Raw genomic sequence first — 25,502 nt, 5'->3', positions numbered from 1 at the left:
CCGCCCCGCCGTCCCCCACCACGGTGTCGAGGCCGAAGTCGATGCCCGCCCCGTCGATGGATCCGGACGACCCGCCGAGCGAGATGTTGGACAGCACGGTCCCCGCGAAGATGTGCGGCCGTTGCGGCACATAGGCGATCCGCGCCCGCCACGACGAGGGGTCCACTGTGGCCAGATCGACACCCCCGACGGTCACCCGCCCGGACGCCGGTGTCACGAAGCCCATCAACACTCCCAGCGCCGTCGACTTGCCGCACCCGCTCGGCCCGGTCAGCGCCACGATCTCCCCCGGCGCGATCCGGGCGCTGAAGTCCCGCAGCGCCGGCGAAGGACGCCCCGGATAGCAGACCGACACCCGCTCGAAGACGATGGATCCCGCCGGCGCCGGCCCGGATCCGCGCACCGGCACGGGCGTGTCCAGCACGGCGAACGCCTCTTCCGCCGCCGCCACGCCCTCGGCGCTGGCGTGGTAGTGCGCGCCGACCTGCCGCAGCGGCTGGTACGCCTCCGGCGCCAGGATCAGCACGAGCAGCGCGGTCTCGAGGTCGAGGTGCCCGCTGACCAGCCGCAGCCCGATGCCCACGGCCACCAGCGCGACCGACAGCGTGGCCAGCAGTTCGAGCACGAGCGACGACAGGAAGGCCGTGCGCAGCGTCCGCATGGTCACCCGGCGCTGCTCCTCGCTGATCCGCCGGATGATGCCGGCCTGCGCCCGCGCCCGCCCGAAGATCTTCAGCGTCGGCAGCCCGGACACCACGTCGAGGAAGTGGTGTCCCAGCCGGGCGAGCAGCCGGAACTGCCGCCGGTTCGCCGCCTCGGTGTGCATGCCGACCAGGGCCATGAAGAGCGGGATCAGCGGCAGGGTGAGCGCCACCGTCAGGGTGGCGGTGAGGTCGGCGCCGAGCAGCCGGGCCAGCACGATCGCCGGCACCAGCGCCGCGAGCACCAGCTGCGGCAGATACTTCGCGAAGTACGCGTCGAGGGCGTCCAGCCCCCGCGTCACGAGCGCCGTGACCTGACCCGTGGGCGAGGCGACGCCGTGCGCCAGCACCTTGCGCCGCAGCACCGACTTGACCCCGGCCGCCGCCCGCGCCGACACCACCTCCTGCGCCCAGGCGACCAGGGCTCGCAGGGCGACGACGCCGGCCAGGAGCACCACGGTCCCGCCGATCGGGCCGCCGTGGAGGAACACCGTGGTGACGGCGTCGGCGAGCAGCGTCGCCTGGGCCACGATCAGCCCGGCCAGGACCGCCCCGAGGGCGACGGTCACCGCGAGGTACGTGCGCGCCGGCCGCGCGTACCGGAGCAGGCGGGGGTCGAGGGGTTTCACGCCGGGATCCGCTCGATGGTCAGGCGTTTGCGGAACACCCAGTACGTCCACCCCTGGTAGAGCAGCACGACCGGCGTGAAGAACACGGCGACCCACGTCATCACGGTCAGCGTGTAGTGGCTCGACGAGGCGTTCGTCGTGGTGAGGCTGTTGGCGTCGGCCAGCGAGGACGGCATCACGGTGGGGAACAGCGTCACGAAGAGGGCGAACACGGCCAGCACGAGCGTGGCGCCGGTGGCGAGGAACGCCCAGCCCTCCCGGCGTACGCGGAGGAAGAGCGTGGCGCCGATCAGCGCGACCGCCGCGGCCGCCGCGAGGATCCCGCCGGCCAGGTCGGGGTGGGCGAGCACGGTCCAGAGCAGGAACGCGGCCGCGACGGCGACGGCGGGCGGGGCGAGCCGCGCGGCGAGGCGACCGGCCCGGACGCGCATCTCGCCGCCGGTCTTGAGCGCCAGGAACACCGCGCCGTGCAGAGTGAACAGCGTCAGCGTCGTGAGACCCCCGAGCAGCCCGTACGGATTCAGCAGGTCGGCGAAGCCACCCACGTACTCGTGGTTCGCATCCAGTTCGATCCCGCGCACGATGTTGCCGAACGCCACGCCCCACAGCACCGCCGGGAGCACGCTGCCCACGACGATCGCGATGTCCCAGCGCTTCTTCCAGCGCGCGCCGTCGCGTTTGCCGCGGTACTCGAAGGCGACCCCGCGGACGATCAGCGCGACCAGGATGAGCAGCAGCGGCAGGTAGAACCCGGAGAACAGGGTGGCGTACCACTCGGGGAACGCCGCGAACGTGGCGCCGCCGGCCACGATGAGCCACACCTCGTTGCCGTCCCAGACGGGCCCGATGGTGTTGATGAGCAGCCGGCGTTCCCGGTCGCCGCGGCCCAGCACGGGCAGCAGGATGCCGACGCCGAAGTCGAAGCCCTCCAGCAGGAAGTAGCCGGCCCAGAGCAGGGCGATGAGCGCGAACCAGACGGTGGTGAGTTCCATGACGGCTCCGGATCAGTAGGCGAAGGCGAGGGTGCGATCGGTCTGCTCGGCCGGCTCGACGTAGCCGCGGCGGGCGTACTTGACGAACAGCCCGACCTCGATGACCGCGAGCACCCCGTAGAGCACGGTCAGCACGATCAGCGAGGTCGCCGCCTCCCCGGTGCTGACCGACGGCGACACGCTGTCGGCCGTGGTGAACAAGCCGAAGACCGCCCACGGCTGCCGGCCCATCTCGGTGAAGATCCAGCCGAAGCTGTTGGCCGCGAGCGGCATCCCGACGGACGCGATCGCCGCGAGCCACAGCCAGCGGTTGCCCGGCGTACGCCCGCGACGCGTGAACCACAGCGCCGCCAGCGCCACGAGCATCGCCAGCCCGCCGAAGCCGATCATGAACCGGAAGCCCCAGTAGGTGACCGGGACGTAGGGCTGGTAGGAGCCCTCGCCGTACTTCTGCTCGTACGCGGCCTGCAGGTCGTCGATGCCCTCGACCCGGCCGTCGGGCGAGCCCGTCGCCAGGAACGACAGCAGGTTCGGCACCCGCATGCTGGCGATCTCCGAGGACCCGTCGAGGGAGCCGATCGTGAAGACCGAGAAGCTGGCCGGCTGCGAGGTCGTGTACAGCGCCTCGGCGGCGGCCATCTTCATCGGCTGCTGCTCGGTCATGATCCGGGCCTGCAGGTCGCCGGAGATCATCGTGCCGAGGCCGGCGACGAGCACCACCCACGCGCCGAGCTTGAGCCCGGGCCGGAAGACCTCGGTCTGGTTGCCGCGCCGCAGGTGCCAGGCACTGACCGCGAGCAGCACGGCGCCGGCGGTCACGAAGCACGCGGTGATGGTGTGCGCGAAGGTGACCAGCGTCGTGTTCTGGGTGAGCACCCGCCCGATGTCGGTGAGCTCGGCGCGCCCGGTCGCCGCGTCGATGGTGTAGCCGACCGGGTGCTGCATCCACGAGTTGGCCGCCAGGATGAAGTAGGCCGACAGCACGGTCCCGAGGCCGGCGAGCCAGATCGTCGCCAGGTGCATCTTCTTCGGCAGCCGGTCCCAGCCGAAGATCCACAGGCCCAGGAACGTGGACTCGAGGAAGAAGGCGAGCAGCCCCTCGATGGCCAGCGGCGCCCCGAAGACGTCGCCGACGAAGCGCGAGTAGTCCGACCAGTTCATCCCGAACTGGAACTCCTGGACCAGCCCGGTGACCACGCCGATGGCGAAGTTGATGAGGAAGAGCTTGCCCCAGAACCTGGTGGCCCGCAGGTGGTGCTCCTTGCCGGTGCGCACCCAGGCGGTCTGCATCCCGGCGACCAGCAGCGACATCCCGATCGTGATCGGCACGAACAGGAAGTGGTACACGGTGGTGATGCCGAACTGCCATCGGGCGAGGTCGAGCGCGTCCACGGGGGGTCCTTTCCACGGTTACGCCCCGAGTCTCACGATCATCGGCGCGCCCGCTCAGGGCCGAAAGTCCCGTCCTCCCGGGCCCGTGCGGCGATTCGCCCCTTTCCTCCCCCGACACGCGGGAATTGACCTCCACGGACGCTTTCCACCGATAAATGGGAGCGCTCCCAACCCTCCGGCCATGAAAAATCTTGCGGGGTCAGCAACGTCACCGCATCGGCGCTCATGGATGAGAAAGCCATCATGAGCTGCATTCAAAAATAGTTAATCTTATTTCCGAATCGCTGACGTGCGCTCCCTGTGCCGAATCGTTACCCGGTTGATCATTCGGAAACATTGCGAAACAGCCCGGCCCGCTCTTGACTGACAGCCGGGGGAAACCGGAGACGGTGACGGCGTAGTCACGCCCCGGCGTGAAGATGACATAGGGAGAGGCATGTTCGGTCTTGCGAAGAGTCAGCGCCTGCGTGGTGCGCTGGCCGGCACGCTGGGCGTCGGCCTGGTGTTCGGCCTGGCCGCGTGCGGCGGCAGTGACGACTCGGACGACGATGCGACCGCCGAGGCGCAGTCCATCGATTGCTCGCAGTTCAGTTCCTACGGTGACCTGAAGGGCAAGACGGTCTCGGTCTACACGGGCATCGTCACGCCGGAGGACAAGGCCTACAAGGACTCGTACAAGCCGTTCGAGGACTGCACCGGCGTCACGATCAAGTACGAGGGCGACAAGTCCTTCGAGGCGCAGGTCCTGGTCCGCGCCAAGGCGGGCAACCCGCCGGACATCGCCATCGTGCCGCAGCCCGGCCTGCTGCAGCAGCTGGTCGCCACGGGCAAGGCCGTCGAGGCGCCGGCCGAGGTGGCCGCGAACGTCGACAAGTTCTGGGGCGAGGACTGGAAGGCGTACGGCAGCGCGAACGGCAAGTTCTACGCCGCGCCCTCGGGTGCGAGCGTGAAGTCGCTGGTGTGGTACTCCCCCAGCGAGTTCTCCGACGCCGGCTACACCGTGCCGACCACGCTGGACGAGCTCAAGGCGCTGAGCGACAAGATGGTCGCCGACGGCAAGAAGCCGTGGTGCGTCGGCATCAGCAGCGGTGAGGCGACCGGCTGGCCGCTCACCGACTGGCAGGAGGACTTCATGCTCCGGCTGTACGGGCCGGAGACCTACGACAAGTGGGTCAAGCACGAGATCGCCTTCAACGGCCCCGAGTCCACCGCGGCGCTCGACGCGGTCGGCGCGTACGTGAAGAACGACAAGTACGTCAACGGCGGCCTCGGCGACGTCAAGAGCATCGCCACCACCACGTTCCAGGACGCGGGCCTGCCGATCGTCGACGGCAACACCTGCTCGCTGCACCGCCAGGCGAGCTTCTACGCGGCCAACTTCCCGAAGGACGTCAAGGTGGCCGAGGACGGCGACGTCTTCGCGTTCTACCTGCCGGGCAAGGACGCCAGCAGCAAGCCGGTGCTCGGCGGCGGCGAGTTCAACCTCGCGTTCGCCGACCGCCCCGAGGTCAAGGCGTTCCAGACCTACCTGTCCACCGACACCTGGGCCAACATCAAGGCGTCGCTGTCGCAGGGCTGGATCTCCGCGAACAAGGGCCTGGACATCAACAAGGTCAGCAACCCGATCGACAAGCTGTCGGCCGAGCTGCTGCAGAACCCGAGCACGGTGTTCCGCTTCGACGGCTCGGACCAGATGCCGGCCGCCGTCGGCTCGAACGCGATCTTCAAGCAGCTCACCAGCTGGGTGACCGGTCAGGACACCAAGACCACGGTCGACAACGTCGAAGCCGCGTGGCCCAAGAAGTGATCTAGCACCACCCGGGGCCGGTTGCCGATGAGGCAACCGGCCCCTTCTCTCCTAGGACCTGAAAGGAGTACGGGTCACGTGTCAACACCCGAGAGCAACGCCGGCAAGCTCGCGCTCATGCTGGGCGCGATTCTGCTCTTCTGCGCGGTCGTCGGGCTCATCCTCTTCCTGGCCAGCCTGGCCCGGGGCAGGCGGGCCGACCGGGTCACCGCCTACCTCTACCTCGCCCCCACCCTGATCATGCTGGCCGTCGGCCTGGTCTACCCGGGCCTGCGCACCATCTGGGAGTCGTTCTTCGACGCCGCCGGCAAGGCGTTCATCGGGTTCGGCAACTACGAGACGATCTTCACCAGCGGCGACCAGCTCACGGTGCTCGGCAACACGGTGCTGTGGGTGCTGGTCACCCCGTTCGTGGCCACGGGCGTCGGCCTGCTCTACGCCATCCTGGTGGACAAGTCCCGCTTCGAGAACTTCGCCAAGGCGCTGATCTTCCTGCCCATGGCGATCTCCTTCGTGGGCGCGTCGATCATCTGGAAGTTCATCTACGAGTACCGCCCCGACCAGGGCAACGTGAAGCAGATCGGCCTGCTCAACCAGCTGCTCGTCTGGGTGGGCGGCAGCCCGCAGCAGTGGCTGGTCAACTCGCCGTGGAACACCCTGCTGCTGATCGTCGTCATGATCTGGATCCAGGCCGGCTTCGCGATGACCGTGCTGAGCGCGGCCATCAAGGCCATCCCGGACGACATCGTGGAGGCCGCGCGCCTCGACGGCGTCACCACGTGGGGCATGTTCCGCTTCGTCACCCTGCCGGCCATCCGCCCGGCCGTGGTCGTGGTGCTCACCACGATCGCCATCGCCATGCTCAAGGTCTTCGACATCGTGCGGACCATGACCGGCGGCCAGTTCAACACGAGCGTGATCGCGAACGAGTTCTACAGCCAGAGCTTCCGCAGCGACAACCAGGGCCTGGGCGCGGCCCTCGCGGTCCTGCTGTTCGTCCTCGTGATCCCGATCGTCGTCTACAACATCCGGCAGCTCCGCCGCTCGGAGGCGCTATGACCACCACAACCCCCGCCACCCCGTCGGTGCCGGTCAAGGCGAAGGACATCTCCGCGGCCGCGGTGGCCAAGCGCAAGCTCAGCTCCCCGTTCGCGTCGATCGCCGCGATCGTCATCGCCGTGCTGTGGACCGTGCCGACGTTCGGCCTGCTGGTCTCGTCGTTCCGGCCGGAGCGCGCGATCAAGACCACCGGCTGGTGGACGTTCTTCTCCAACCCGGTGCTGACCCTGGACAACTACAAGGCGGTGCTCGACGCGGACGAGGGTGCGGGCCTGGGCTCGTACTTCATCAACAGCATCGTCATCACCATCCCCTCGGTGGTGATCCCGCTGACCCTGGCGACCATCGCGGCCTACGCGTTCGCCTGGATCAGGTTCCCGGGCCGCAATTTCCTGTTCCTGGTGATCTTCGCCCTGCAGGTCGTCCCGCTGCAGGTCACGCTGATCCCGCTGCTGACCCTCTACGTCGACGCGGGCGTGGCGAACACCTTCTGGACCATCTGGCTGTCGCACGCCATCTTCGGCCTGCCGCTGGCCATCTACCTGCTGCACAACTTCATGCGCGACATCCCCGCCTCCCTGCTGGAGGCGGCGCGCGTGGACGGTGCGGGCCACGTGTCCATCTTCTTCCGGGTGCTGCTCCCGCTGCTGCGCCCGGCGCTCGCGGCCTTCGCCATCTTCCAGTTCCTCTGGGTCTGGAACGACCTGCTGGTCGGCCTGGTCTTCGGCGGCGGCGGCGACGCCATCGCCCCCATCACCGTGGCGCTGGCCAACCTCACCGGCACGCGCGGCACGGCCTGGCACCTGCTCTCCGCGGGCGCCTTCGTGTCGATCCTCGTCCCGGTGACGATCTTCCTGTTCCTGCAGCGCTACTTCGTCCGAGGCCTCCTCGCCGGCAGCGTCAAGGGGTAGTTTTTCGGATGTGAAGACCCGCGGCTCGCCTTCTGCTGGTGGGCTGCGGGTCTTTTTATGAATACGCGCACCCGAAATGTCCCACCCCGTCCCCGCGACCTGGCTGCCGCGTCACGCGTCTGCCGCGCGCATCCGGGCTGACCTGCCGTCCCCGGCCCGGCACGCCCCCCGCGGCCCGCCGCCGGGCCGTCGTGCGCACGCTCACCACCAGGGGTGGCAGGACGCCCCGGTGAAGCTCTCGGAGCGGCGCTGGGCGATCACGCCGGCCGCCTCGAAGAGCGTGAGCGCCTTGCCGACCGGCCCCGGCTCGCCGGTCACGTCGGCGAACTCGTCCCGCCCGGCCCGGGCCCGGAAGCCCGCCACCAGCCGCTCCTCGGCATCGCCGTCGCCGGCGCCCAGGTGGGTGGCGAGCGCCGGCAGCGATGAGTAGGGCGTGCGCACCCACCCGACGTCGTGCATGTTCGCCCCCCAGTCGCCGTCGTCGATCTCGTGGTCGTGCAGGAAGGCGATGCTGCGCCGCGCGCCGTGGCCCGGCCCGTCGACGATCAGGTGCAGGCGGTGGTGGTCGTAGGTGCCCGAGTAGTAGCCGGGAGTGGAGGCGGAACCGAGGTTCTCCACCCGCCGGTCCGTCGCCGGGCCGGGCTGCTGGAACCAGCCGTTCCACGAGCCCTTGACCGGCCGGTCGAGGCGCGGCTCGTAGCCGGCCTCCCACACCAGCCCGGCGACCCGGCCGACGTTCTCCTCCGCGGTCAGCGAGGCATCGAGCACTCCCCGCTCCACCAGCGCGCCGATGTGCGCCCAGGCGCGTTCCGCTTCCCCGCCCCCGGGCACGGCGCCGAAGCGGGCGGCCAGCAGCGCGGCCCACGACTCGAACGCGTCCCAGGGCACCTGCACCCGCCACGCCCCGGCGCCCTCCGGGGTGTGCAGCCAGAACCCGTTGGCCGGCACCCACCGGGCGTCCGCGGGCAACTCGGCGGGATCGGGCACCCGCGCCCACAGCCCCTGGCCGTCGGCCGTCTCGAACAAGGGCTCGTGGCGGATCAACGACATGCGATCACCGTACCGGCCCGCCGCCCCTGGTATACGCATACTTGTACGTAGTACCGTGGCTCGCATGCCCAACAAGACGATTTACGTCGCGGACGACGACCTCCCGCTGCTGGCCCGCGCGCAGGACCTCACCGGCACCGCGCTCTCCGCCACGATCGTGACCGCGGTGCGCCGGCTCGTCGAGACCGAGGAGGCCAAGCAGTCCGGCTTCGACGAGATCACCGTGAAGGTCGGCGTCGGCAAGGCCGGCGTCAAGCGCTTCCTCGGCACCGCCCTCGGCGAGTGGAAGGCGTCCACCGGGGAGGGCGAGGAGACCTACTCGCTCTTCCGCACCAGCAAGGGCCGCTTCGCCGTCCACCACGCCCGCTCCGAGCTGCACATCCCGGTCGGCCCCCACGCCGAGCGCAGCCGCAAGTGGACCACCGGCTGGCGCGGCTGGCTCGGCGACTGGTCGCCCGACCAGGCCTGGCTCCACACCCCGGCCCAGGCGACCTTCGCCGTGGTCGACACCCCGGACGAGCTGGCCCTGCTCCTGCCGCCCGAGCTCTTCGAGATCGCCCTGCTCACCATCCAGTCCGAGCCCGACATCGAGGACCTCGACATCTGACACCCGCCGAGGCTGCCGAGGAGGGTCCGCAAGCACCATTCCGGGCTCGGAAAGCTGCCATGGCGATTAGCTTTCTCCTGTGACGAGATGGCACCGGGCGGCGCGAGCGTTGCCCAGCGCCGCTGTGTGGGCCGCGCTGTTCCTGGTGACCGTGCCCGCGGCGGTGTTGTCCAACGCCCGGGTCGTGGAGGTGTCCCCGCGCGCCGGGGACGTGTTCTGGTGGACGCAGGCCGCCATGCCGGTGCTCGGCGCCGTGGCGGCGGCCCGGTGGACGGCGGGAACCGGGCGGCGGCGCACCCCGGAAGGCTTCGTGTCGGCACTGCTGGCCGCCACCTTCTCCGGAGCGCTGTACCTGCTGGCCTCGCTGGCTCTGTACCGGTGGGTCATCCCGTTCGGCGATCCGGTGGGGTGGCTCGGGCTGGTCGCGCTGCCGGCCGCGACGGCGGGCGGGGTGCCGGGCTTCGCCCTGGGGCTCCGGATGGGCGCCGGCCCGCCGGGCCGCTCCAGGTACGCCGCCGGTGGCTTGCTGGCCGCGCTGGGCGGATATCTGATCTTCCCCACCACGGATGTCGCCGTTCTGCACGGGGCCGGCGGCGAGCCCCGCTTCCGATACGGCAGCCATGTCGTCGAGGCCACTGCCGCCGGGCGCTTCGCCATCCATCGGTTCGGCGCCGGGCAGCCGTCCCCGTGCCGGGTCAGCGGGCCCGGGGTCACCGGCGAGCCGGCCACGCGGCTGACCGTTCCGGTCAACAACAGCCACGACGCCACGACGGACCTCATAGTGGCGATCTTCTCGACGCCGTCGGCCGGCTCCTACACCGTCGCGTGCGAGCCGGCCGAATACGGGGTGCAGCCGCTGGCACGCGGCGCCGCACCGGTTGTCCGGACCTGGCCCGTACCGCTGATCGTCCTGCTCGGCTCCCTGCCCGGACTTGTCGTCGCGGGCGACACCGCCGTCCGCCGAGCCCGGCACCGGCGGGCGACCCGGCCGGACGCAACCCCCTGACCCGGACGGCTGCCCCGGCAGCCGCCGGACGCACCCGCTCGGGCCGATCGTCCGGGGCGGGGCCGGAAAAGCTTTGACAGCCCGGCAGGCGCTCTGGCAATCTTGCGGGGCAGCCGGGCGACCCCGCTCCGGCACGGTGCACGAGGGACTGACGCCTGTGATCACGGCGCGCCGAGAGGCCGCCTGAGCATCCGCCGCTGACCATGCGCGCGCGGGTGTCCGAGCTTTCAGGCGGCTCTGTGTCCTTTCTCGTCACCTCTTTCCTGGAGCCACAGTGTCCCTGGATGCCCGCATCCAACTGTCCGTCGTCGCCAACCTGTCCCGCCGCCCGGCCGCGACCGAGGTGGGCCCCTTCGTCGCCGGTTTCGATCCCGGCACCGACAGCCCCGGCATCAATTACGCCACCCCGCGCCCCGGCGCGACGATCACCGCGGCCGACGTCACCGCCCTGGTCGCCGCCTTCACCGCGGCGCGGCGCAAGCCCCGGCTCGAGTATGTCGCCGGCACCGCCCCCGCCCTGCACCAGCTCCTGCTGGACCAGGGGTTCACCGTCGAGGAGGAGCACGACTATCTGATCTGCACGCCCGGCCTGCTCGTGACGCCGCCCACCCCGGACGGCTTCGTCCTCGGGGAGCCCGGCGACTACGTCGCGATGGCCGCCGCCCAGGTCGAGAGCTTCGGCGACGACCCGGCGGGGGTCACGCCCGAGGACGGCGCCCGCCTGCGCCGGGTGCACACCAACGGCGGCGTCACCCTGGTCGCCACGGCGGACGGCGTCGTCGCCGGCGCGGGGCAGGCGGTCGCGCCCCACGACGGCGTGAGCGAGGTCGCCGGCATCGCGGTCCGCCCGCCGTACCGTCGCCGGGGTCTCGCCGCCGCCCTGACCGCGGGCATCACCGCGCGGCTGTTCGCCGGCGGCGGCGACCTGGCCTGGCTGGAGGCGTCGGGGCCGCAGGCGGGCCGGATCTACGAGCGCATCGGCTACCGCCCGGCGGGCCGCCGGCTGTACATGTCGGCCTGACTCCCGGGACCTACGTGCGCAGCGTCTCGCTGGGCCGCCGGCCGAACGCGCTGCGGTAGCGCGCGGCGAAGCGGCCCAGGTGCGCGAAGCCCCACCGGTGGGCGACATCGGCGACGGTGTCGCCCCCGGCGGGGTCGGCGGCCTGCAGGTCGCGGTGGGCGTGCTCGAGCCGCACCCGGAAGAGGTAGCCGACCGGCGTGGTGTCGAGGTGCCGCTGGAAGCCGGCCTGGAGGGCGCGCACTCCGAGCCCGGCCGCCGTCGCGATGTCCTCCAGCGTGATCGGCTCGGAGGCGTGCGCGTCGATGTAGGCGACGGCGCGGCGCACGGCGGCCGGGGCGGTCCGCTGCGGGCCCGAGACGTAGTCCAGGGCCATGGTGGTGTTGGGGAACACGGTCACCGCGGTCGCCGCGGCGGTGTCGACCACGGTGGACAGCAGCAGCGGGTGGATGCCGGACTGGCCGGGCGCGGTGAGCATCCGGGCCAGGTAGACGACGGTGTCCGCCCAGCGGCGTCCGGCCTCGGCGGTGACCGGTTCCGCCGCGTCGAAGCGGAAGTCCGCCGCCTTGACGCCGAGGCGGCCGGCGACGCGGGTCACCGTGTCCATGGGGAGCTGGGTGATCCACTGCCGGCTGTGGTCCAGCACGATGTCGAGGCCGGCGCCGGGGGGATAGAGCAGGACCTCGCCGGCCGCGGCCCGGCCGTGCCGGTGCCCGCCGGTCACGGAGTAGCGGCCCTCGAGCACGGAGGCGACCAGCAGCGTCTCGAACGGTTCCGTGTCGAACGCCACGCACGCCCGGTAGGTCGGCTGGTCGATGAGCACCTCGCCGGCCGACACGGTCCGGGACCGGAACACGAAGTCGCGCGCGGTGCCGACGACGCGCGGCACATGCTGGACGTACCGGCGGCTGATCATGTCGCGCACTTCGTCGAAGTCGCGGGAGTCCAGGGCGGTGCGGACGATCGGGACGTGCTCAACGGGCATGGCTTCCTCCTCCCGCCGGACGTTACGACGTGCGGTCCGCCGTGCGAAGACTTGAACGCCCGGTTAAGCCTCAGGTGTCATGCCAGGACGACGGCACCCGTGAGTTCGGGGATCTGGTTCGGCCAGACCGGGCGGGAGAACAGATAGCCCTGACCGTACGGGCAGCCCATCCGCCCCAGCATCGACCGCTGGTCCGGGCTCTCGATCCCCTCGGCGATCACCGTGAGGTCGAGGTTGCGTGCCAGCGTGACGATCGCGTTGACCAGGGCGCGCTGCTGCTTGCTGGCGATGATGTCGTCGATGAACGACTTGTCGATCTTCAGGACGTCGACCGGCATCTGGCGCAGGTAGCTCAGCGACGAGTAGCCCGTACCGAAGTCGTCGATCGCGATCCGGCAGCCGAGCGCCCGCAGCGTCTCCAGGTCGGCCCAGACCTGCTCGGCGTCGCGCAGGACCAGGCTCTCGGTGATCTCCAGCAGCAGCCAGCGCGGCTCGGCGCCCGCGTCGGCGAGCGCGGCGCGGACCCGGTCGACGAACCCGGGCTGGCGGAACTGCCGCGCGGACACGTTGACGCTGATGTAGCGCAGCGGCGTGCCCGGGTTCTCCCGGTGCCACGACGCGAACTGCCGCAGCGCCTCGCGCAGCACCCGCTCGCCGATGCCGACGATGGCGCCGCTCTCCTCGGCGAGCTCGATGAAGTGGTACGGCCCGAGCAGTCCCCGCTCGGGATGCTGCCACCGCACGAGCGCCTCGAGCCCGACGACGATGCCGGTGCGCACGTCGGCGATCGGCTGGTACTGCAGCACGAACTGCTCGTGCTCGACCGCCTCCAGCAGCGAGGCGCGCAGGGCCAGGCGCTCGACCATGGCGGTGTGCAGGTCGCTCTGGTAGCGCTTCCAGTCGCCCTTGCCGGCGCCCTTGGCCAGGTAGAGCGCCAGGTCGGCGTGGCGCAGCAGCTCGGTCGGGTTCTTGGCGTCGGCGCTGGTGGCGACGCCGACGCTGGCGGCCCCGCTGACGATGTTGCTGCCGCCGACCCCGTCGCTGACCTCCACGGGCACGGCCAGGGCGGCGACCACGCGCGCGGCGATCTCCTCGGCGAGACCGTCCTCGACCAGGATCGCGAACTCGTCGCCGCCCATCCGCGCGGCGGTGTTGTGCTTGCCGATCGCCAAGGTGATCCGTTCGGCGACGGCCACGAGCAGCTGGTCGCCGACCGCGTGCCCGAGGGTGTCGTTGACCTCCTTGAAGTCGTCCAGGTCGACGAAGAGGACGCCGACGCCCTGCCCGGCCAGCTCGGCGCGGGCGTAGGAGTGCTCGAGCCGCTCGCGGAACAGCACCCGGTTGGCGAGCCCGGTCAGCCCGTCGTGGAACGCCTGGTGCGCGAGGTCGTTCTCGAGGCGGCGGCGCTCGGTGACGTCGCGGACGGTCAGCACGAGCCCGCGTACGGTCGGATCGTCGCGCAGGTCCCGGATCGTGCACTCGACCTGCAGCAGGCGGCGGTCGGCGCGCACGGCGGTCAGGTCGACCCCTTCGCCCGTACGCCCGGAGCCGCCCAGCGCCAGCGCCGCGCGCAGCGAGTCGTGGTGCGTGTCCGCGATGATCCGCTGCAACGGCGAGCCGGCCAGGTCGTCGTAGCCGAACAGCGTGCCGGCGGACGGGCTGGCGTACCGGATGAGCTCGTCGGTGCCCACGATGAGGATGACGTCGGACGCGCTCTGGATCAGGGTCCGGAAGTACGCCTCCCCGTCGCGCCGGCTGACCTCGGAGGCCAGCGCGATGCGCTGCACGACGGTGCTGATCTGGGACCGCAGCGCCTGCACCGTCGGGAGCACGGCACGCAGCTCGGCGAGCGGCCCGGTCACCTCCATCATCACGGCTCGCAGCGGGGCGCCGTGCAGCATGACGACGGCTCGCATGCGGTGCAGGTCCGGCCCGTGCGCGACGATCGTGACGCCGGGCTGGAAGGGGCCCGGGCACGGGGGCAGCTGGACGTACCGGTCCCGGACGTCCTCGGGCAGCAGCTCGCGCATGACCTCGCGGGAGGCGGCACGCACCTCCTCCAGCGTGGTGGCGACGTTGAACTTGCCGGCCACCTCGCGCAGGGCGCGTTCCCGGTCCTGGGCCTGGCGCTGCTCCGCGATCAGGCCGTGGACGCGCGCCATGACCAGCACGAACATGACCGCCGCGGCGGCCGCGATGACGGGCGCGTCGACGACCCCGCCGTGCAGGTGCTGGGCGAGCAGGACCGCCGGGGCGATGAGGGAGGCGCCGGTGAGCAGGATCAGCCGGCGGAACTCGGCGGAGGCGGTGGGTACGGGTGCCGCGGCGTCGGGGTCCCCGGTGAGCGTGCGCATCGACGGGTGCAGCGCGGCCAGGCCCGCGCACCCGTAGAGCAGCACCCAGCCGAGGTCGACCGGCCCGCCGATCGCCCAGTCCTCGTCGAGGCGGGCGAGGCTGAACGGCACGTCCGAGCAGAGCAGGCCGACGACCGCCACGGTGAGCAGCTTGAGCGCGGCCGGCTTGCGTCCCGGCACGGTGGCCAGGCGCAGCAGGATGGCGAGGGCCAGCACGTCGCCGAGGGGGTAGGCGACCGAGACCGCCTTCTCCAGCCCGCCCATGTCGGTGGCGCGGGCGAAGGGCGCGATCAGATAGACCCAGGACAGCAGCCCGAAGCTCGCCGTGGGCACCAGCGCGTCCAGCAGCGCCGCCCGGTTGCGGTCGCCGGCGCGGGCGCGCACGAAGAGGATCAACCCGGCCGCGAGCAGCGGATAGACGAGCAGGTAGAGCACGTCGGAGGGCCCCGGATACGGATACTGCACGCCCACCGCGAGATAGGTGTTGGCGAGCGTGTCGCCGGCGATGAACAGCGTCAGCGCGGCGGCGATGAGGTACCAGGGCAGCCGCTGGGCGGGCCGGTGGGCGCGCACGCCCGCCACGATCGCCGTGATGCCGGTGAGCCCGATGAGCGCCCACAGGAGGAGGTGCTGCGCCGGCCACGCGTAGTAGGCCACGGTGAGCACGGCCAGCCACGCCAGGTAGCCGGCCCGGCCGTACCTGCTCGTCATGCCCTTCTGATCGGCACGGGCCCCCGGATCTTGACCGTTTCCTGAGCTGGGCCGTCCTCAGGCCCAGGGCGCCGGTGCCGTCGTCACCGGCTCGCCGGTCTCCGCCGCCTCGTCGATCGCCAGGCCGATCAGGTGGTCGTGCGCGCCGTCGGCCAGCGGGTAGGGCGCCGGGCCGTCGCCGCGGACCCAGGCCGCGGTGGCGTCGAGCAGGGTGCCGATGGCGATCTCCTCGTCGCTCCAGCGCCTTCCCGGGTACGGATTGCGGAACAGCACCTGGTCGCCGAGGGTGATCGTGTCGGTGTCGAAGCCGTCGAGGTCCAGGTCATAGCCGGTCTGCCGGCGCACCAGGGGCGTGCGGACGAGCGTGCGCGGGGCGGTCAGCCGGATCACCTCGTCGTCGCGCAGCTCGCCGTGGCTGCCGCGCACCAGCAGCCGCCGGAAGCGCAGCTGGTTGTGCCACTGGTTGTCGGTGAAGTCGTAGAGGCCGGACAGCCCGGCGCCGAAGTCGAGCGTGGCGATCGTCGTGACGGCCGGCTTGGGCGTGGGGTCGTCGGTCCAGCCGTCGCGGGTCAGCGGGTCGACCAGCGGCGCCGTGGTGCGCGTCGCGCGGACGGTCACCGGGCCGCGCCCGGCGCCGATCAGGCCGCGGATGAGCGACACGGCGTGGTAGGTGTGCGTCGAGGAGACCTGCGCCTGGGTCGGCGTGCCGATGACCCCGGCCCGCACCGCGGCGAGCCGGGCCGCGTGGGCGGGGACCAGCAGGTACTGCTCGGCGACCTGGACCAGCCCGGAGGCCCCGGCGCCCGCCCACAGCTCGCGCAGGCCGGCCTCGTCGGGGGCGGGCGGCGTCTCGGCCAGCACGGGCAATCCGCGCTCGACCGCCTCGGTGATCACGCCCGGGTTGACCGCCCACGGGACGGCCGTCACCACGAAGTCGGGCCGCGCCCGCGCCACGCACTCGGCCAGCGAGGCGAAGGTGGGCACGGGCAGGTCGCGCGGGGTGCGGACGATCGCGCCCACGCAGCGTACGCCGTCGAGGCCGGCCGCCACCCGCCAGAACATCTCGGCCCGCCAGGCCGCACCCACCACCGCGAACGTCGTCATGACCGCACCCTAGCCGTCGAGTCGCGCACCACCAGCTCGGTGGCCAGCTCGACGTGCAGCGCCTCGAGCTCGTGCCGGTCGAGCACGCGGACCAGCAGCGACACCGCCATGCGGCCCAGCTCGGCCAGCGGCTGGCGCACGGTGGTGAGGGTGGGGCTGGTGGCGCGGCTGAGGTCGATGTCGTCGAAGCCGGCCACGGACAGCTCGGACGGCACGTCCATCCCGCGCAGAGCCGCCGCCTGCAGGGCGCCCACGGCCGCCTTGTCGTTGAAGCCGACGATCGCGGTCGGCGGATCGGGCAGGTCGAGCAGCTCCCCCGCCGCCCGCCGGCCCCACGCCACGGTCGGCTCGACGTGCCGGACCAGCCGCGGGTCGGGCAGCACCCCGGCGTCGGCGAGCGCCGCGGTGTGCCCGGCCAGGCGCGCGTCGCTGGCCAGCCACTCGTCGGGGCCGGCCACCACGCCGATGCGCCGGTGGCCGAGGCCGGTCAGGTGGGCGGTGAGCGCGCGGGCGCCGGCGGCGTGGGCCGCGGAGACGGCCGGGGTGTCGCGGGGCACGGGCTCGCGCGGGTCGACGATGACGAACGGGAAGCGGCTACGGCGCAGCGCGGCCAGCTCGGCGGCGGGCTCGGGCGGCAGGACGAGCAGGGCGCCCGCGACTCCGGAGCGCCGGGCGAGCCGGTCGACGACCGAGTGCTGTTGCGCCGCCTCGCCTGCGTCGAGCAGCACCGGCCGCTGGTGCCGGTCCAGGGACTCGGCCATCGCCGACACGATGATCCCGAAGTAGTCGGTCAGCAGGTAGGGACAGCGCAGCAGCACCGGCCCGGTGATCGGGCGCGCGGCGGCGCGCGGGCGCGGGGCGGTGCCACCGAGGGACTGCAGGGCCTGCTCGACGCGCTCGCGGGTGGGCGCCGCCACGTTGCCCCGGCCGTTGAGCACGCGGGACACGGTCGCGATCGACACGCCCGTCGCCGCCGCGACCTCGCGCACTGTTACATCTCGTTGTTTCACGCCCGGCACCCTCGACCTGTTGACACTGGCGTTTCGGGATTGTTTCCTGTCGATACCGTAGCGCACATGTGTTTCATCTGTTTCAGGGAGCGGCCATGCGTTGTCGAGCCTGGGGCGCCGCCGTCGCGGCCGGCCTCCTGCTGCTGACCGGGAGCCCGGCACAAGCCTCGCGGGCGCCGGCGCGTGTCTGGGTGACCACCCCCGACCAGGCGGAGCTGCTGCACGAGCGGCCCCCGGTCGCCTTCACCCGCGGCGGCAGCGACCTCGCCACGATCACGGTCGACCCGGCCGTGCGATACCAGAGCATGGACGGCTTCGGTGCGTCGCTGACGGACTCGGCTGCGGAGGTGCTGCACCGGCTCACCCCCACCGCACGCGACCGGGCGATGCGCTCGCTCTTCGACCCGCGCGCCGGCATCGGCGTCAGCTTCCTGCGCCAGCCGATCGGCTCGTCGGACTTCACGGCCACCACGAGCCACTACACCTACGACGACGTGCCGGCCGGGCGGACCGACTTCGCGCTGCGCCACTTCAGCATCGCCCGCGACGAGGCCCGGATCCTCCCGCTGCTGCGCCAGGCCCGCCGGCTCAACCCCGAGATCACGGTCCTGGGTACGCCGTGGAGCCCGCCCGCCTGGATGAAGACGACCGATTCGCTGCTCGGCGGCCACCTCAGGGACGACCCGCGGATCTACGACGCGTACGCGCGGTACCTGGTCAAGTACGTGCAGGCGTACGCGCGGGCCGGGGTGCCGATCGACTACCTGACCGTGCAGAACGAGCCGCAGAACCGGCACGACGGCGGCTACCCGGGCACCGCGCTGCCCGTCGCGCAGGCCGCCAAGGTGATCACGGCGCTCGGGCCGCTGCTCCGCAAGGCCAGCCCCCGGACCAAGGTCCTCGGCTACGACCACAACTGGAGCACGCACCCCGGCGACGTCGGCACCACGCCGCCGGGCGAGGATCCGGAGACCGACTACCCGTACCGGCTGCTCGCGTCGCCCGCCGGCAGGTGGCTGGCCGGGACGGCGTACCACTGCTATTCGGGTGATCCCGCCGCGCAGAGCGCGCTGCACGCCGCCTTCCCGGACAAGGGGATCTGGTTCACCGAGTGCTCCGGCTCGCACGGCGCGGACGACACGCCACCGCAGTTCTTCCGGGACACGCTGCGCTGGCACGCGCGGACGCTGACCGTCGGCACCACGCGCGAGTGGGCCAAGTCGCTGGTCACCTGGAACCTCGCGCTGGACAGCACCGGCGGCCCGCACCTCGGCGGCTGCGGCACCTGCACGGGCCTGGTCACGGTGCAGCCCGACGGCAGCATGACCCGCAACGCCGAGTACTTCACGATCGGGCACCTGAGCAAGTTCGTCCGGCCGGGCGCGGTGCGCATCGCCAGCTCCTCCGCCGACAGCGTGGCCTTCCGCAACCCGGACGGCACGACGGCCCTGATCGTCAACAACCCGGACGACACACCGCGGCAGTTCGCCGTCGCGGCCGGCCGGCGCGGTTTCGCGTACGAGCTCCCGGGCGGCGCCCTGGCGACGTTCCTCTATCGCTGATCACGGTCTTCCCACCGGCCCGGGCGGCGCCCTGGCGACGTTCCTGTATCGCTGATCACGGGTTTCCCACCGGCCCGGGCGGGCATCACGGGCCGGTGGAGAACCGCTGGAAGGCGATGACGGTAGCCCTCGTCGCCGGATTCATGACCCTGCTCGACGTCAGCATCGTCAACGTCGCCCTGCCCTCGATCCAGTCCGACCTGCACCTGAGCCCGGGCGAGCTGCAGTGGGTCCTGTCCGGCTACGCGCTCACCTTCGGCCTGCTGCTGGTCCCCGCCGGCCGGTTCGGCGACGCCCGCGGCCGCCGCACCGTCTTCGTCGTCGGCCTGGCCGGCTTCGTGCTGGCCAGCGCCGCGGCGGGCCTCGCGACCAGCGCCCTGTGGCTCGTCGTCGCCCGCCTGGCCCAGGGCGCCGCGGCCGGCATCGTCACCCCGCAGGTCTCCGGCCTGATCCAGCAGCTGTTCAAGCCCGAGGAGCGCGGCAAGCCCTTCGGCCTCTTCGGCGCCACGGTCGGCGTCTCCACCGCCGTCGGCCCGCTGCTCGGCGGCCTGCTCATCCAGCTGCTCGGCGCCTCCACCGGCTGGCGCTGGATCTTCTTCATCAACCTGCCGATCGGCATCGCCGCCATCATCCTCGGCCGCAGGTGGATCCCGACCCCCGCCCCGGAGGACCGCAAGCGCCACGAGAGCCTCGACCCGGTCGGCGTCGCCCTGCTCGGCGTCGGCGTCCTGCTGCTCCTGCTCCCCCTGGTCCAGGAGCGCGAGTGGAAGAGCCCCGCCAAGTGGCTGCTCACCGTCGCCGCGGTGCTCGTGCTGGCCGGCTTCGTCGCGTGGGAGCGCCGCTTCGCGGCCCGCGGCGAGACCCCGGTGGTCGACCTCGGCCTCTTCAAGGTCCACTCGTACGGCCTCGGCGCCCTCATCGGCCTGCTCTACTTCGCCGGCTTCACCACGATCTTCTTCATCTACACGCTGTACCTGCAGAGCGGCCTGGGCTACAGCGCCCTGCTCGCCGGCCTGTCCCTGACCCCCTTCGCGGTCGGCTCCGCCGTCTCCGCGGCCCTGGGCGGCCGCATCGTCAACCGCTTCGGCCGTCCCCTGGTCGTCATCGGACTCGCCCTGGTCACCGCGGGCCTGCTCGCCGTCCTCCTGGCCCTCCACTTCGTCCCCGGCCACGGCGCGGGCTGGGCCGCCGCCCTCCCCCTGCTCGTCGCCGGCGTCGGCAGCGGCCTGGTCATCAGCCCCAACCAGACCCTCACCCTCGCCGAGGTCCCCGTCCGCCGCGCCGGCAGCGCGGGCGCCGTCCTCCAGACCGGCCAGCGCATCGGCACCGCCCTCGGCATCGCCGTGGTCGGCTCGGTCTTCTTCAACCGCCTCGCCTCCCAGGGCGGCCACTGGTCCCTCGCCTTCCGCACCGCCCTCCTGGTCACCATCGCCCTGGTCGTGGTCGCCCTCCTCGCCGCCCTCCTCGACATCCGCACCGAACGCCGCGACCACGCCCGCGCCACCGACGACACCCGCGAGCCCGCCTCCGCCTGACCCTCACCCCCGCCGCCCGGGCCGCACCGTCTCGACCCGTGCGGCCCCGCCCGACGCCAGCGGCACCATGCAGCGCCGATCACCATCGTCGCCGAGGAGACGAGCCTGTCGTCATCGACGTCCGGCCGGGCATCCACCGGAGAAGCGCTCGATCGACGGAGCGTTTCCGGCAGTCCGGGCCCAGGACACATGGATCAGCTTCGCTTTCTGTTAACCTCCGGTTACGCAACGGTTCACCGGCGGGCGTGGCGCGGCCGGTGAGGTCTGCCGGGAGGCGCATGATGTCCGATCGACCGCGTTTGCTTCCGCTGCTCGGGCACGGCGGGGGCCGGGACCCGATGACGTGTCTCTACCGATGTGGGAACGCCTGCGATCATCCGGTGCCCAACGCGTCCGCCAACGAGTATCTCGGGGACGTCGTGCGGGCGGGCGTCACCCGGCGCGGCGTCATCGCGGGCGGGGCAGCTGGAGCCCTGGTCCTCGGGATCGGGGCGGGCGAGGCCGAGGCGGCGGCGAAGCGTCCCGGCGAGGCCGCTCCGGCGGTGGCGCAGCGGCCCGGCGCGCTCTCCTTCCGGCCGATCCCGCCGAACACGCTGGACACCGTCGTCGTGCCGAACGGCTACGACTCGGCGGTCGTCATCCGGTGGGGCGACCCGATCCTGCCCGGGGCGCCCGGCCTCGACGTGCGCCGGCAGACCGCCGAGCGGCAGGCCGCGCAGTTCGGCTACAACAATGACTTCCTCGGCGTGCTGCCGCTGGGCCGGGACGGCACCCGGGCGCTGCTCGTGGCGAACCACGAGTACACCAACGAGGAGCTCATGTTCCCCGGCTTCACCGGCCTGGACGCGCTGACCGTCGAGCAGGTGCGGGTGACGCTGGCGGCGCACGGGATGTCGGTCGTGGAGCTCGAGCGGGCCGGGCGTACCGGTCGATGGCGTCCCGTCCGCGGCCGCCGCCTGCCCTACAACAAGCGGATCACCACGCTGGCGACGCCGTTCCGGTTCACCGGGCCCGCCGCGGGATCGTCGTGGCTGCGCACGGCGGCGGACCCCGCCGGCACGACGCCCATCGGTACGCTCAACAACTGCTCGGGCGGCGTCACGCCCTGGGGCACGGTGCTGTCCGGCGAGGAGAACTTCAACCAGTACTTCGTCGGCGGCGACGCGGTCCCGGCCGGGCTGAAGCCGCGCTACGCCCGCTACGGGATCTCCACCACGCAGCGCGTCCCGGACGGCTCGCGCCGGTGGGACCGGGCGCAGGAGCGCTGGGACCTCGCGAAGCACCCGAACGAGGCGCACCGCTTCGGCTGGATCGTCGAGGTCGACCCCTACGAGCCCGGGGCGCGGCCGCGCAAGCACACCGCAATGGGCCGCTTCAAGCACGAGGGCGCGAATGTGATCGTCGCGCGTTCCGGTCACGTCGTCGCGTACATGGGGGACGACGAGCGCTTCGACTACCTGTACAAGTTCGTGTCGTCCCGCGTCTACAAGCCCGGCAACCGCAGGCACAATCTGACGCTGCTCGAGTCGGGGACGCTCTATGTCGCCAAGGTCACCGGGGACAGTCCCGCGGCGGAGATCGACGGCACTGGCAAGCTGCCGTCCGACGGCTTGTTCGACGGTACGGGCCGGTGGATCAAGCTCGTGTCGGGTGATCGCAGCTTCGTGCCGGGGATGACCGCCGCCGAGGTGCTGACCTTCACCCGGCTGGCCGGTGACGCCGTGGGTGCCACGAAGATGGACCGGCCCGAGGACGTTCAGCCCAGCCCGGTCACCGGCAAGATCTATGCCGCCATGACCAACAACACCAACCGCGGCGTCGGCACGTATCCGGGCGTCGACGAGGCCAATCCGCGGACGGCCAACAAGCACGGGCAGATCTTCGAGATCACCGAGGACCGCGGCGACCACACGGGGTCAACCTTCCGGTGGTCGCTGCCGATCGTCTGCGGCGACCCCGCGGATCCGGCCACCTATTTCGCCGGGTACGACAAGGCGGCCGTCTCTCCCATCTCGTGCCCGGACAACGTGGCCTTCGACCGGGCGGGCAACCTGTGGATCGCCACGGACGGCAATGCCCTGGAGAGCAACGACGGCCTGTTCGCCACCCCGATCGAGGGGCCGTCGAGGGGCCACCTGAAGCAGTTCCTGACCGTGCCGCCCGGCGCGGAGACGTGCGGGCCGTTCCTGACGGCCGACGACCGGAGCGTGTTCGTCGCCGTCCAGCACCCGGGCGAGATCACCGGCGCCACCCTCGACAATCCCGCCAGCACCTGGCCCGACGGCGACTACGCACGCCCCGCGGTCGTCGTCACCTGGCGCCCCGACGGCCGCCCGATCGGCACCTGACCCCGCCCGCCGCGCCGGGCCCTCGTCCACCACGGCGCGGCGTCGTCCACCACGGCGCGGCGTCGTCCACCGCCGACCTGTCGCCGCTGCCGGCCGGCTACGAGGACGCCCGGGACCGCCGGACCGACCCGGTACCTGCATGTGACATCTATCGTCAAGACCGCATATGTCCTTCGAGGAGGATCTGTTAACCCGGCGTTCAGCTTCTGGCGGGCCGGGACTCATCGAGCCCTGGAAACCTCGGCCGCACCTTACGAATGTCCGCCAGGAGCTCCCACATGCCAGAACGCCCTCGTCTGCTCCCGCTGCTCGGCCACTCGGGCCCGGGGCGCGACGCCATGACCTGCCTTTACCGCTGCGGCAACGCCTGTGACCACCCGGTGCCCAACGAGTCGGACAACCCGTACCTGGGCGATGTGGTCCGCGACGGCATGACCCGGCGCGGGGTCGTCCGGGCCGGGGCCGTCGGCGCGCTCGTCCTGGGCTTCGGCGCGACCGGCGCCACCTCCGCCGCCGCCGCTCCGGCCGCCGCCGCGCCGGCCGCTCCCGCCGCGCCGGCCGTTCCCGCCGCGGCGCCCGTACCGGAGATGCTCGGCAACCTCACCAAGGGCAAGGCCGGCAAGCTGAGCTTCAAGGCGATCCCGCCGAACAAGCTGGACTCGTTCATCGTCCCCAACGGCTACGACTCGTCCGTCGTGCTGCGCTGGGGCGACCCGATCCTGCCCGGCGCGCCCGCGCTCGACGTCACGAAGCAGACCGCAGCCCGCCAGTCCGCGCAGTTCGGCTACAACAACGACTTCGTCGGCGTGCTGCCGCTGGGCAAGGACGGCGCGCGCGCCCTGCTCGTGGTCAACCACGAGTACACCAACGAGAACCTCATGTTCCCCGGCTTCACCTCGCTCGAGGCGCTGACCGTGGAGCAGATCGAGGTGGCCATGGCCGCGCACGGGCTGTCGGTCGTGGAGCTCGAGCGCGTCGGCCGTACGGGGGAATGGCGTCCCGCCACCGGCAAGCGCCTGCCCTACAACCGCAGGATCACGGCTCTCTCGACGAAGTTCCAGCTGACCGGCCCGGCCGCCGGCTCCGCGTTCGTCCGGACCGCTGCTGACCGTACGGGCACCACGGTCATCGGCACGCTCAACAACTGCTCCGGCGGCGTCACCCCGTGGGGCACCGTGTTGTCCGGCGAGGAGAACTTCAACCAGTACTTCGTCGGCGGCGACGGCGCCCCGGCGGCCGACAAGCCCCGCCTCGCCCGCTACGGCATCAACACGACGACGCGCATCCCGGCCGACTCGCGGCGGTGGGAGCGGGCGCAGGAGCGCTTCGACCTGGCCAAGCACCCGAACGAGGCGAACCGCTTCGGCTGGATCGTCGAGGTCGACCCGACGGACCCGACATTTCGCCCGCGCAAGCACACCGCGATGGGCCGGCTCAAGCACGAGGGCGCGAACGTCATCATCGCGCGTTCCGGTCACGTCGTCGCGTACATGGGCGACGACGAGCGCTTCGACTACCTCTACAAGTTCGTCTCGGCCGGCGTGTACAAGCCGAACAACCGCAAGCACAACCTCACGCTGCTCGAATCCGGCACGCTCTACGTCGCCAAGGTGACCGGCGACAGCCCCGCGGCGGAGATCGACGGCACCGGCAAGCTGCCGTCCGACGGCGCTTTCGACGGTACGGGCCGGTGGATCAAGCTGGTCTCCGGCACCAAGTCGTTCGTGCCGGGGATGACCGCCGCCGAGGTGCTGACCTTCACCCGGCTGGCGGGTGACGCCGTGGGCGCCACGAAGATGGACCGGCCCGAGGACGTCCAGCCCAGCCCGGTCACCGGCAAGATCTACGCCGCCATGACCAACAACACCAACCGCGCGGTCGGCACCAACCCGGGCGTCGACGAGGCGAACCCCCGCTCGGCGAACAAGCACGGCCACATCTTCGAAATCACCGAGGACCGCGGCGACCACACCGGCGAGACCTTCACCTGGGCCCTGCCCATCGTGTGCGGCGACCCGGCCGACGCGGGCACGTACTTCGGCGGCTACGACAAGGCGGCCGTCTCCCCCATCTCGTGCCCGGACAACGTGGCCTTCGACAGCGCCGGCAACCTGTGGATCTCGACCGACGGCAACGCGCTGGGCAGCAACGACGGCCTCTTCGCCACCCCGATCGAGGGACCGTCGAAGGGCCACCTGAAGCAGTTCCTGACCGTCCCCCTGGGCGCCGAGACCTGCGGCCCCTTCATCACGAGCGACGACCGCAGCGTATTCGTCGCCGTCCAGCACCCGGGCGAGATCACCGGCGCCAGCCTCGAGAACCCGGCCAGCACCTGGCCCGACGGCGCCTACGCCCGCCCCGCCGTCGTCGTCACCTGGCGCCCCGACGGCGGCCCGGTCGGCAGCTGACCCGGGCGCCAACCGCCGCGCCCGACAACAGAAAAAGCAGGAGCCGGCCGATCGGATCACTCCACCGGCCGGCTCCTGCCTCACCCACGCCGCCCGCCCGCTCCCCGCCGCCGGGGTGAACGTGGACGCAGCAACCGCCACACGCCCATTCGCCCATCTCCCCCATCGTCTCCCCCGTAGCCGAGGAAGATCGAGGTGGATCCGAGGGAGATGTGGCCGCAATTGGCGGCGGGTCACATGGCACACCATGCGAGCGCAGCAAGATCGACGAGAGCCACCCCAAACGCAGAAACGCCCGTCCCCGAGCCTGTTG

The 25,502-nt window shown here is 71.8% G+C and carries 18 protein-coding genes; 10 read left to right on the top strand and 8 right to left on the bottom strand.

The window, feature by feature from the left end; translation table 11 throughout:
- The 3 genes from cydD to RBH18_RS32085 all read right to left on the bottom strand — a co-directional run.
- A partial coding sequence (cydD, locus tag RBH18_RS32095) for a thiol reductant ABC exporter subunit CydD (RefSeq protein ID WP_306214218.1) occupies positions 1 to 1,330 on the bottom strand: 1,330 nt, incomplete at its 3' end.
- Positions 1,327 to 2,322 (bottom strand): cytochrome d ubiquinol oxidase subunit II, encoded by a 996-nt coding sequence (cydB, locus tag RBH18_RS32090; protein ID WP_306214217.1) that lies wholly within the window; start codon positions 2,320 to 2,322, stop codon positions 1,327 to 1,329. The genes cydD and cydB, both read right to left, overlap by 4 nt.
- Positions 2,323 to 2,334: 12 nt before the next feature.
- Entirely contained in the window at positions 2,335 to 3,714 is a 1,380-nt protein-coding gene (locus RBH18_RS32085; protein ID WP_306214216.1) for a cytochrome ubiquinol oxidase subunit I, read from the bottom strand.
- Positions 3,715 to 4,150: 436 nt separating this feature from the next.
- Between RBH18_RS32085 and RBH18_RS32080 the strand changes: the two genes are divergently transcribed.
- The 3 genes from RBH18_RS32080 (at position 4,151) to RBH18_RS32070 (ending at position 7,491) form a co-directional block, all read left to right on the top strand.
- Entirely contained in the window at positions 4,151 to 5,521 is a 1,371-nt protein-coding gene (locus RBH18_RS32080) for an ABC transporter substrate-binding protein (protein ID WP_306214215.1), read from the top strand.
- A 117-nt stretch (positions 5,522 to 5,638) separates the two neighbouring features.
- Positions 5,639 to 6,580, top strand: coding sequence for a carbohydrate ABC transporter permease (locus tag RBH18_RS32075; RefSeq protein ID WP_306214220.1), 942 nt, complete (start codon positions 5,639 to 5,641; stop codon positions 6,578 to 6,580).
- Positions 6,577 to 7,491: a carbohydrate ABC transporter permease gene (locus RBH18_RS32070; protein WP_306214214.1), complete on the top strand. Its 915-nt coding sequence runs from the start codon at positions 6,577 to 6,579 to the stop codon at positions 7,489 to 7,491. The genes RBH18_RS32075 and RBH18_RS32070 overlap by 4 nt, the downstream gene beginning before the upstream one ends.
- A 201-nt stretch (positions 7,492 to 7,692) precedes the next feature.
- Here the strand turns inward: RBH18_RS32070 and RBH18_RS32065 are convergent, their stop codons facing one another.
- Entirely contained in the window at positions 7,693 to 8,541 is an 849-nt protein-coding gene (locus RBH18_RS32065; protein ID WP_306214213.1) for a hypothetical protein, read from the bottom strand.
- A gap of 64 nt (positions 8,542 to 8,605) precedes the next feature.
- Between RBH18_RS32065 and RBH18_RS32060 the strand changes: the two genes are divergently transcribed.
- The 3 genes from RBH18_RS32060 (at position 8,606) to RBH18_RS32050 (ending at position 11,175) form a co-directional block, all read left to right on the top strand.
- Positions 8,606 to 9,148, top strand: coding sequence for an EXLDI protein (locus RBH18_RS32060; RefSeq protein ID WP_306214212.1), 543 nt, complete (start codon positions 8,606 to 8,608; stop codon positions 9,146 to 9,148).
- Positions 9,149 to 9,227: 79 nt separating this feature from the next.
- Positions 9,228 to 10,154 carry a hypothetical protein gene (locus tag RBH18_RS32055; protein WP_306214211.1) on the top strand — a complete coding sequence of 309 codons (927 nt, stop codon included), beginning with the start codon at positions 9,228 to 9,230 and terminating at the stop codon, positions 10,152 to 10,154.
- Positions 10,155 to 10,428: 274 nt separating this feature from the next.
- Positions 10,429 to 11,175, top strand: coding sequence for a GNAT family N-acetyltransferase (locus RBH18_RS32050; RefSeq protein WP_306214210.1), 747 nt, complete (start codon positions 10,429 to 10,431; stop codon positions 11,173 to 11,175).
- A 10-nt stretch (positions 11,176 to 11,185) separates the two neighbouring features.
- Here RBH18_RS32050 and RBH18_RS32045 read toward each other — a convergent pair whose 3' ends face one another.
- From RBH18_RS32045 to RBH18_RS32030, 4 genes are all read right to left on the bottom strand, one after another.
- A complete protein-coding gene (locus RBH18_RS32045) occupies positions 11,186 to 12,157 on the bottom strand; it encodes an AraC family transcriptional regulator (protein WP_306214209.1) in 972 nt (323 codons plus the stop codon).
- A gap of 77 nt (positions 12,158 to 12,234) precedes the next feature.
- Entirely contained in the window at positions 12,235 to 15,222 is a 2,988-nt protein-coding gene (locus tag RBH18_RS32040) for a putative bifunctional diguanylate cyclase/phosphodiesterase (RefSeq protein WP_306214208.1), read from the bottom strand.
- A gap of 57 nt (positions 15,223 to 15,279) precedes the next feature.
- Entirely contained in the window at positions 15,280 to 16,326 is a 1,047-nt protein-coding gene (locus RBH18_RS32035) for a Gfo/Idh/MocA family protein (RefSeq protein ID WP_306214207.1), read from the bottom strand.
- The gene (locus RBH18_RS32030; RefSeq protein WP_306214206.1) at positions 16,323 to 17,336 is read right to left on the bottom strand and encodes a LacI family DNA-binding transcriptional regulator; all 1,014 of its coding nucleotides are present in this window, start codon (positions 17,334 to 17,336) and stop codon (positions 16,323 to 16,325) included. The genes RBH18_RS32035 and RBH18_RS32030 overlap by 4 nt, the downstream gene beginning before the upstream one ends.
- Positions 17,337 to 17,431: 95 nt before the next feature.
- On the opposite strand from RBH18_RS32030, the gene RBH18_RS32025 reads away from it, so the two are divergent.
- The 4 genes from RBH18_RS32025 to RBH18_RS32010 all read left to right on the top strand — a co-directional run bounded on the left by RBH18_RS32025 (position 17,432) and on the right by RBH18_RS32010 (position 25,189).
- Positions 17,432 to 18,898, top strand: a complete 1,467-nt coding sequence (locus RBH18_RS32025; protein WP_306214205.1) for a glycoside hydrolase family 30 protein — start codon at positions 17,432 to 17,434, stop codon at positions 18,896 to 18,898.
- Between the two features lie 116 nt (positions 18,899 to 19,014).
- Positions 19,015 to 20,433: an MFS transporter gene (locus RBH18_RS32020; RefSeq protein WP_306214219.1), complete on the top strand. Its 1,419-nt coding sequence runs from the start codon at positions 19,015 to 19,017 to the stop codon at positions 20,431 to 20,433.
- 281 nt (positions 20,434 to 20,714) lie between these two features.
- Complete coding sequence (locus RBH18_RS32015; protein ID WP_306214204.1) at positions 20,715 to 22,781, top strand: PhoX family protein; 2,067 nt, start codon at positions 20,715 to 20,717, stop codon at positions 22,779 to 22,781.
- Positions 22,782 to 23,059: 278 nt separating this feature from the next.
- Positions 23,060 to 25,189 carry a PhoX family protein gene (locus tag RBH18_RS32010; protein ID WP_306214203.1) on the top strand — a complete coding sequence of 710 codons (2,130 nt, stop codon included), beginning with the start codon at positions 23,060 to 23,062 and terminating at the stop codon, positions 25,187 to 25,189.
- Positions 25,190 to 25,502: the final 313 nt, after the last annotated feature.

This window comes from Actinoplanes oryzae, assembly GCF_030757795.1.
Classification (GTDB): Bacteria; Actinomycetota; Actinomycetes; order Mycobacteriales; family Micromonosporaceae; genus Actinoplanes.
This window is presented reverse-complemented; position numbering and strand designations above follow the sequence as displayed.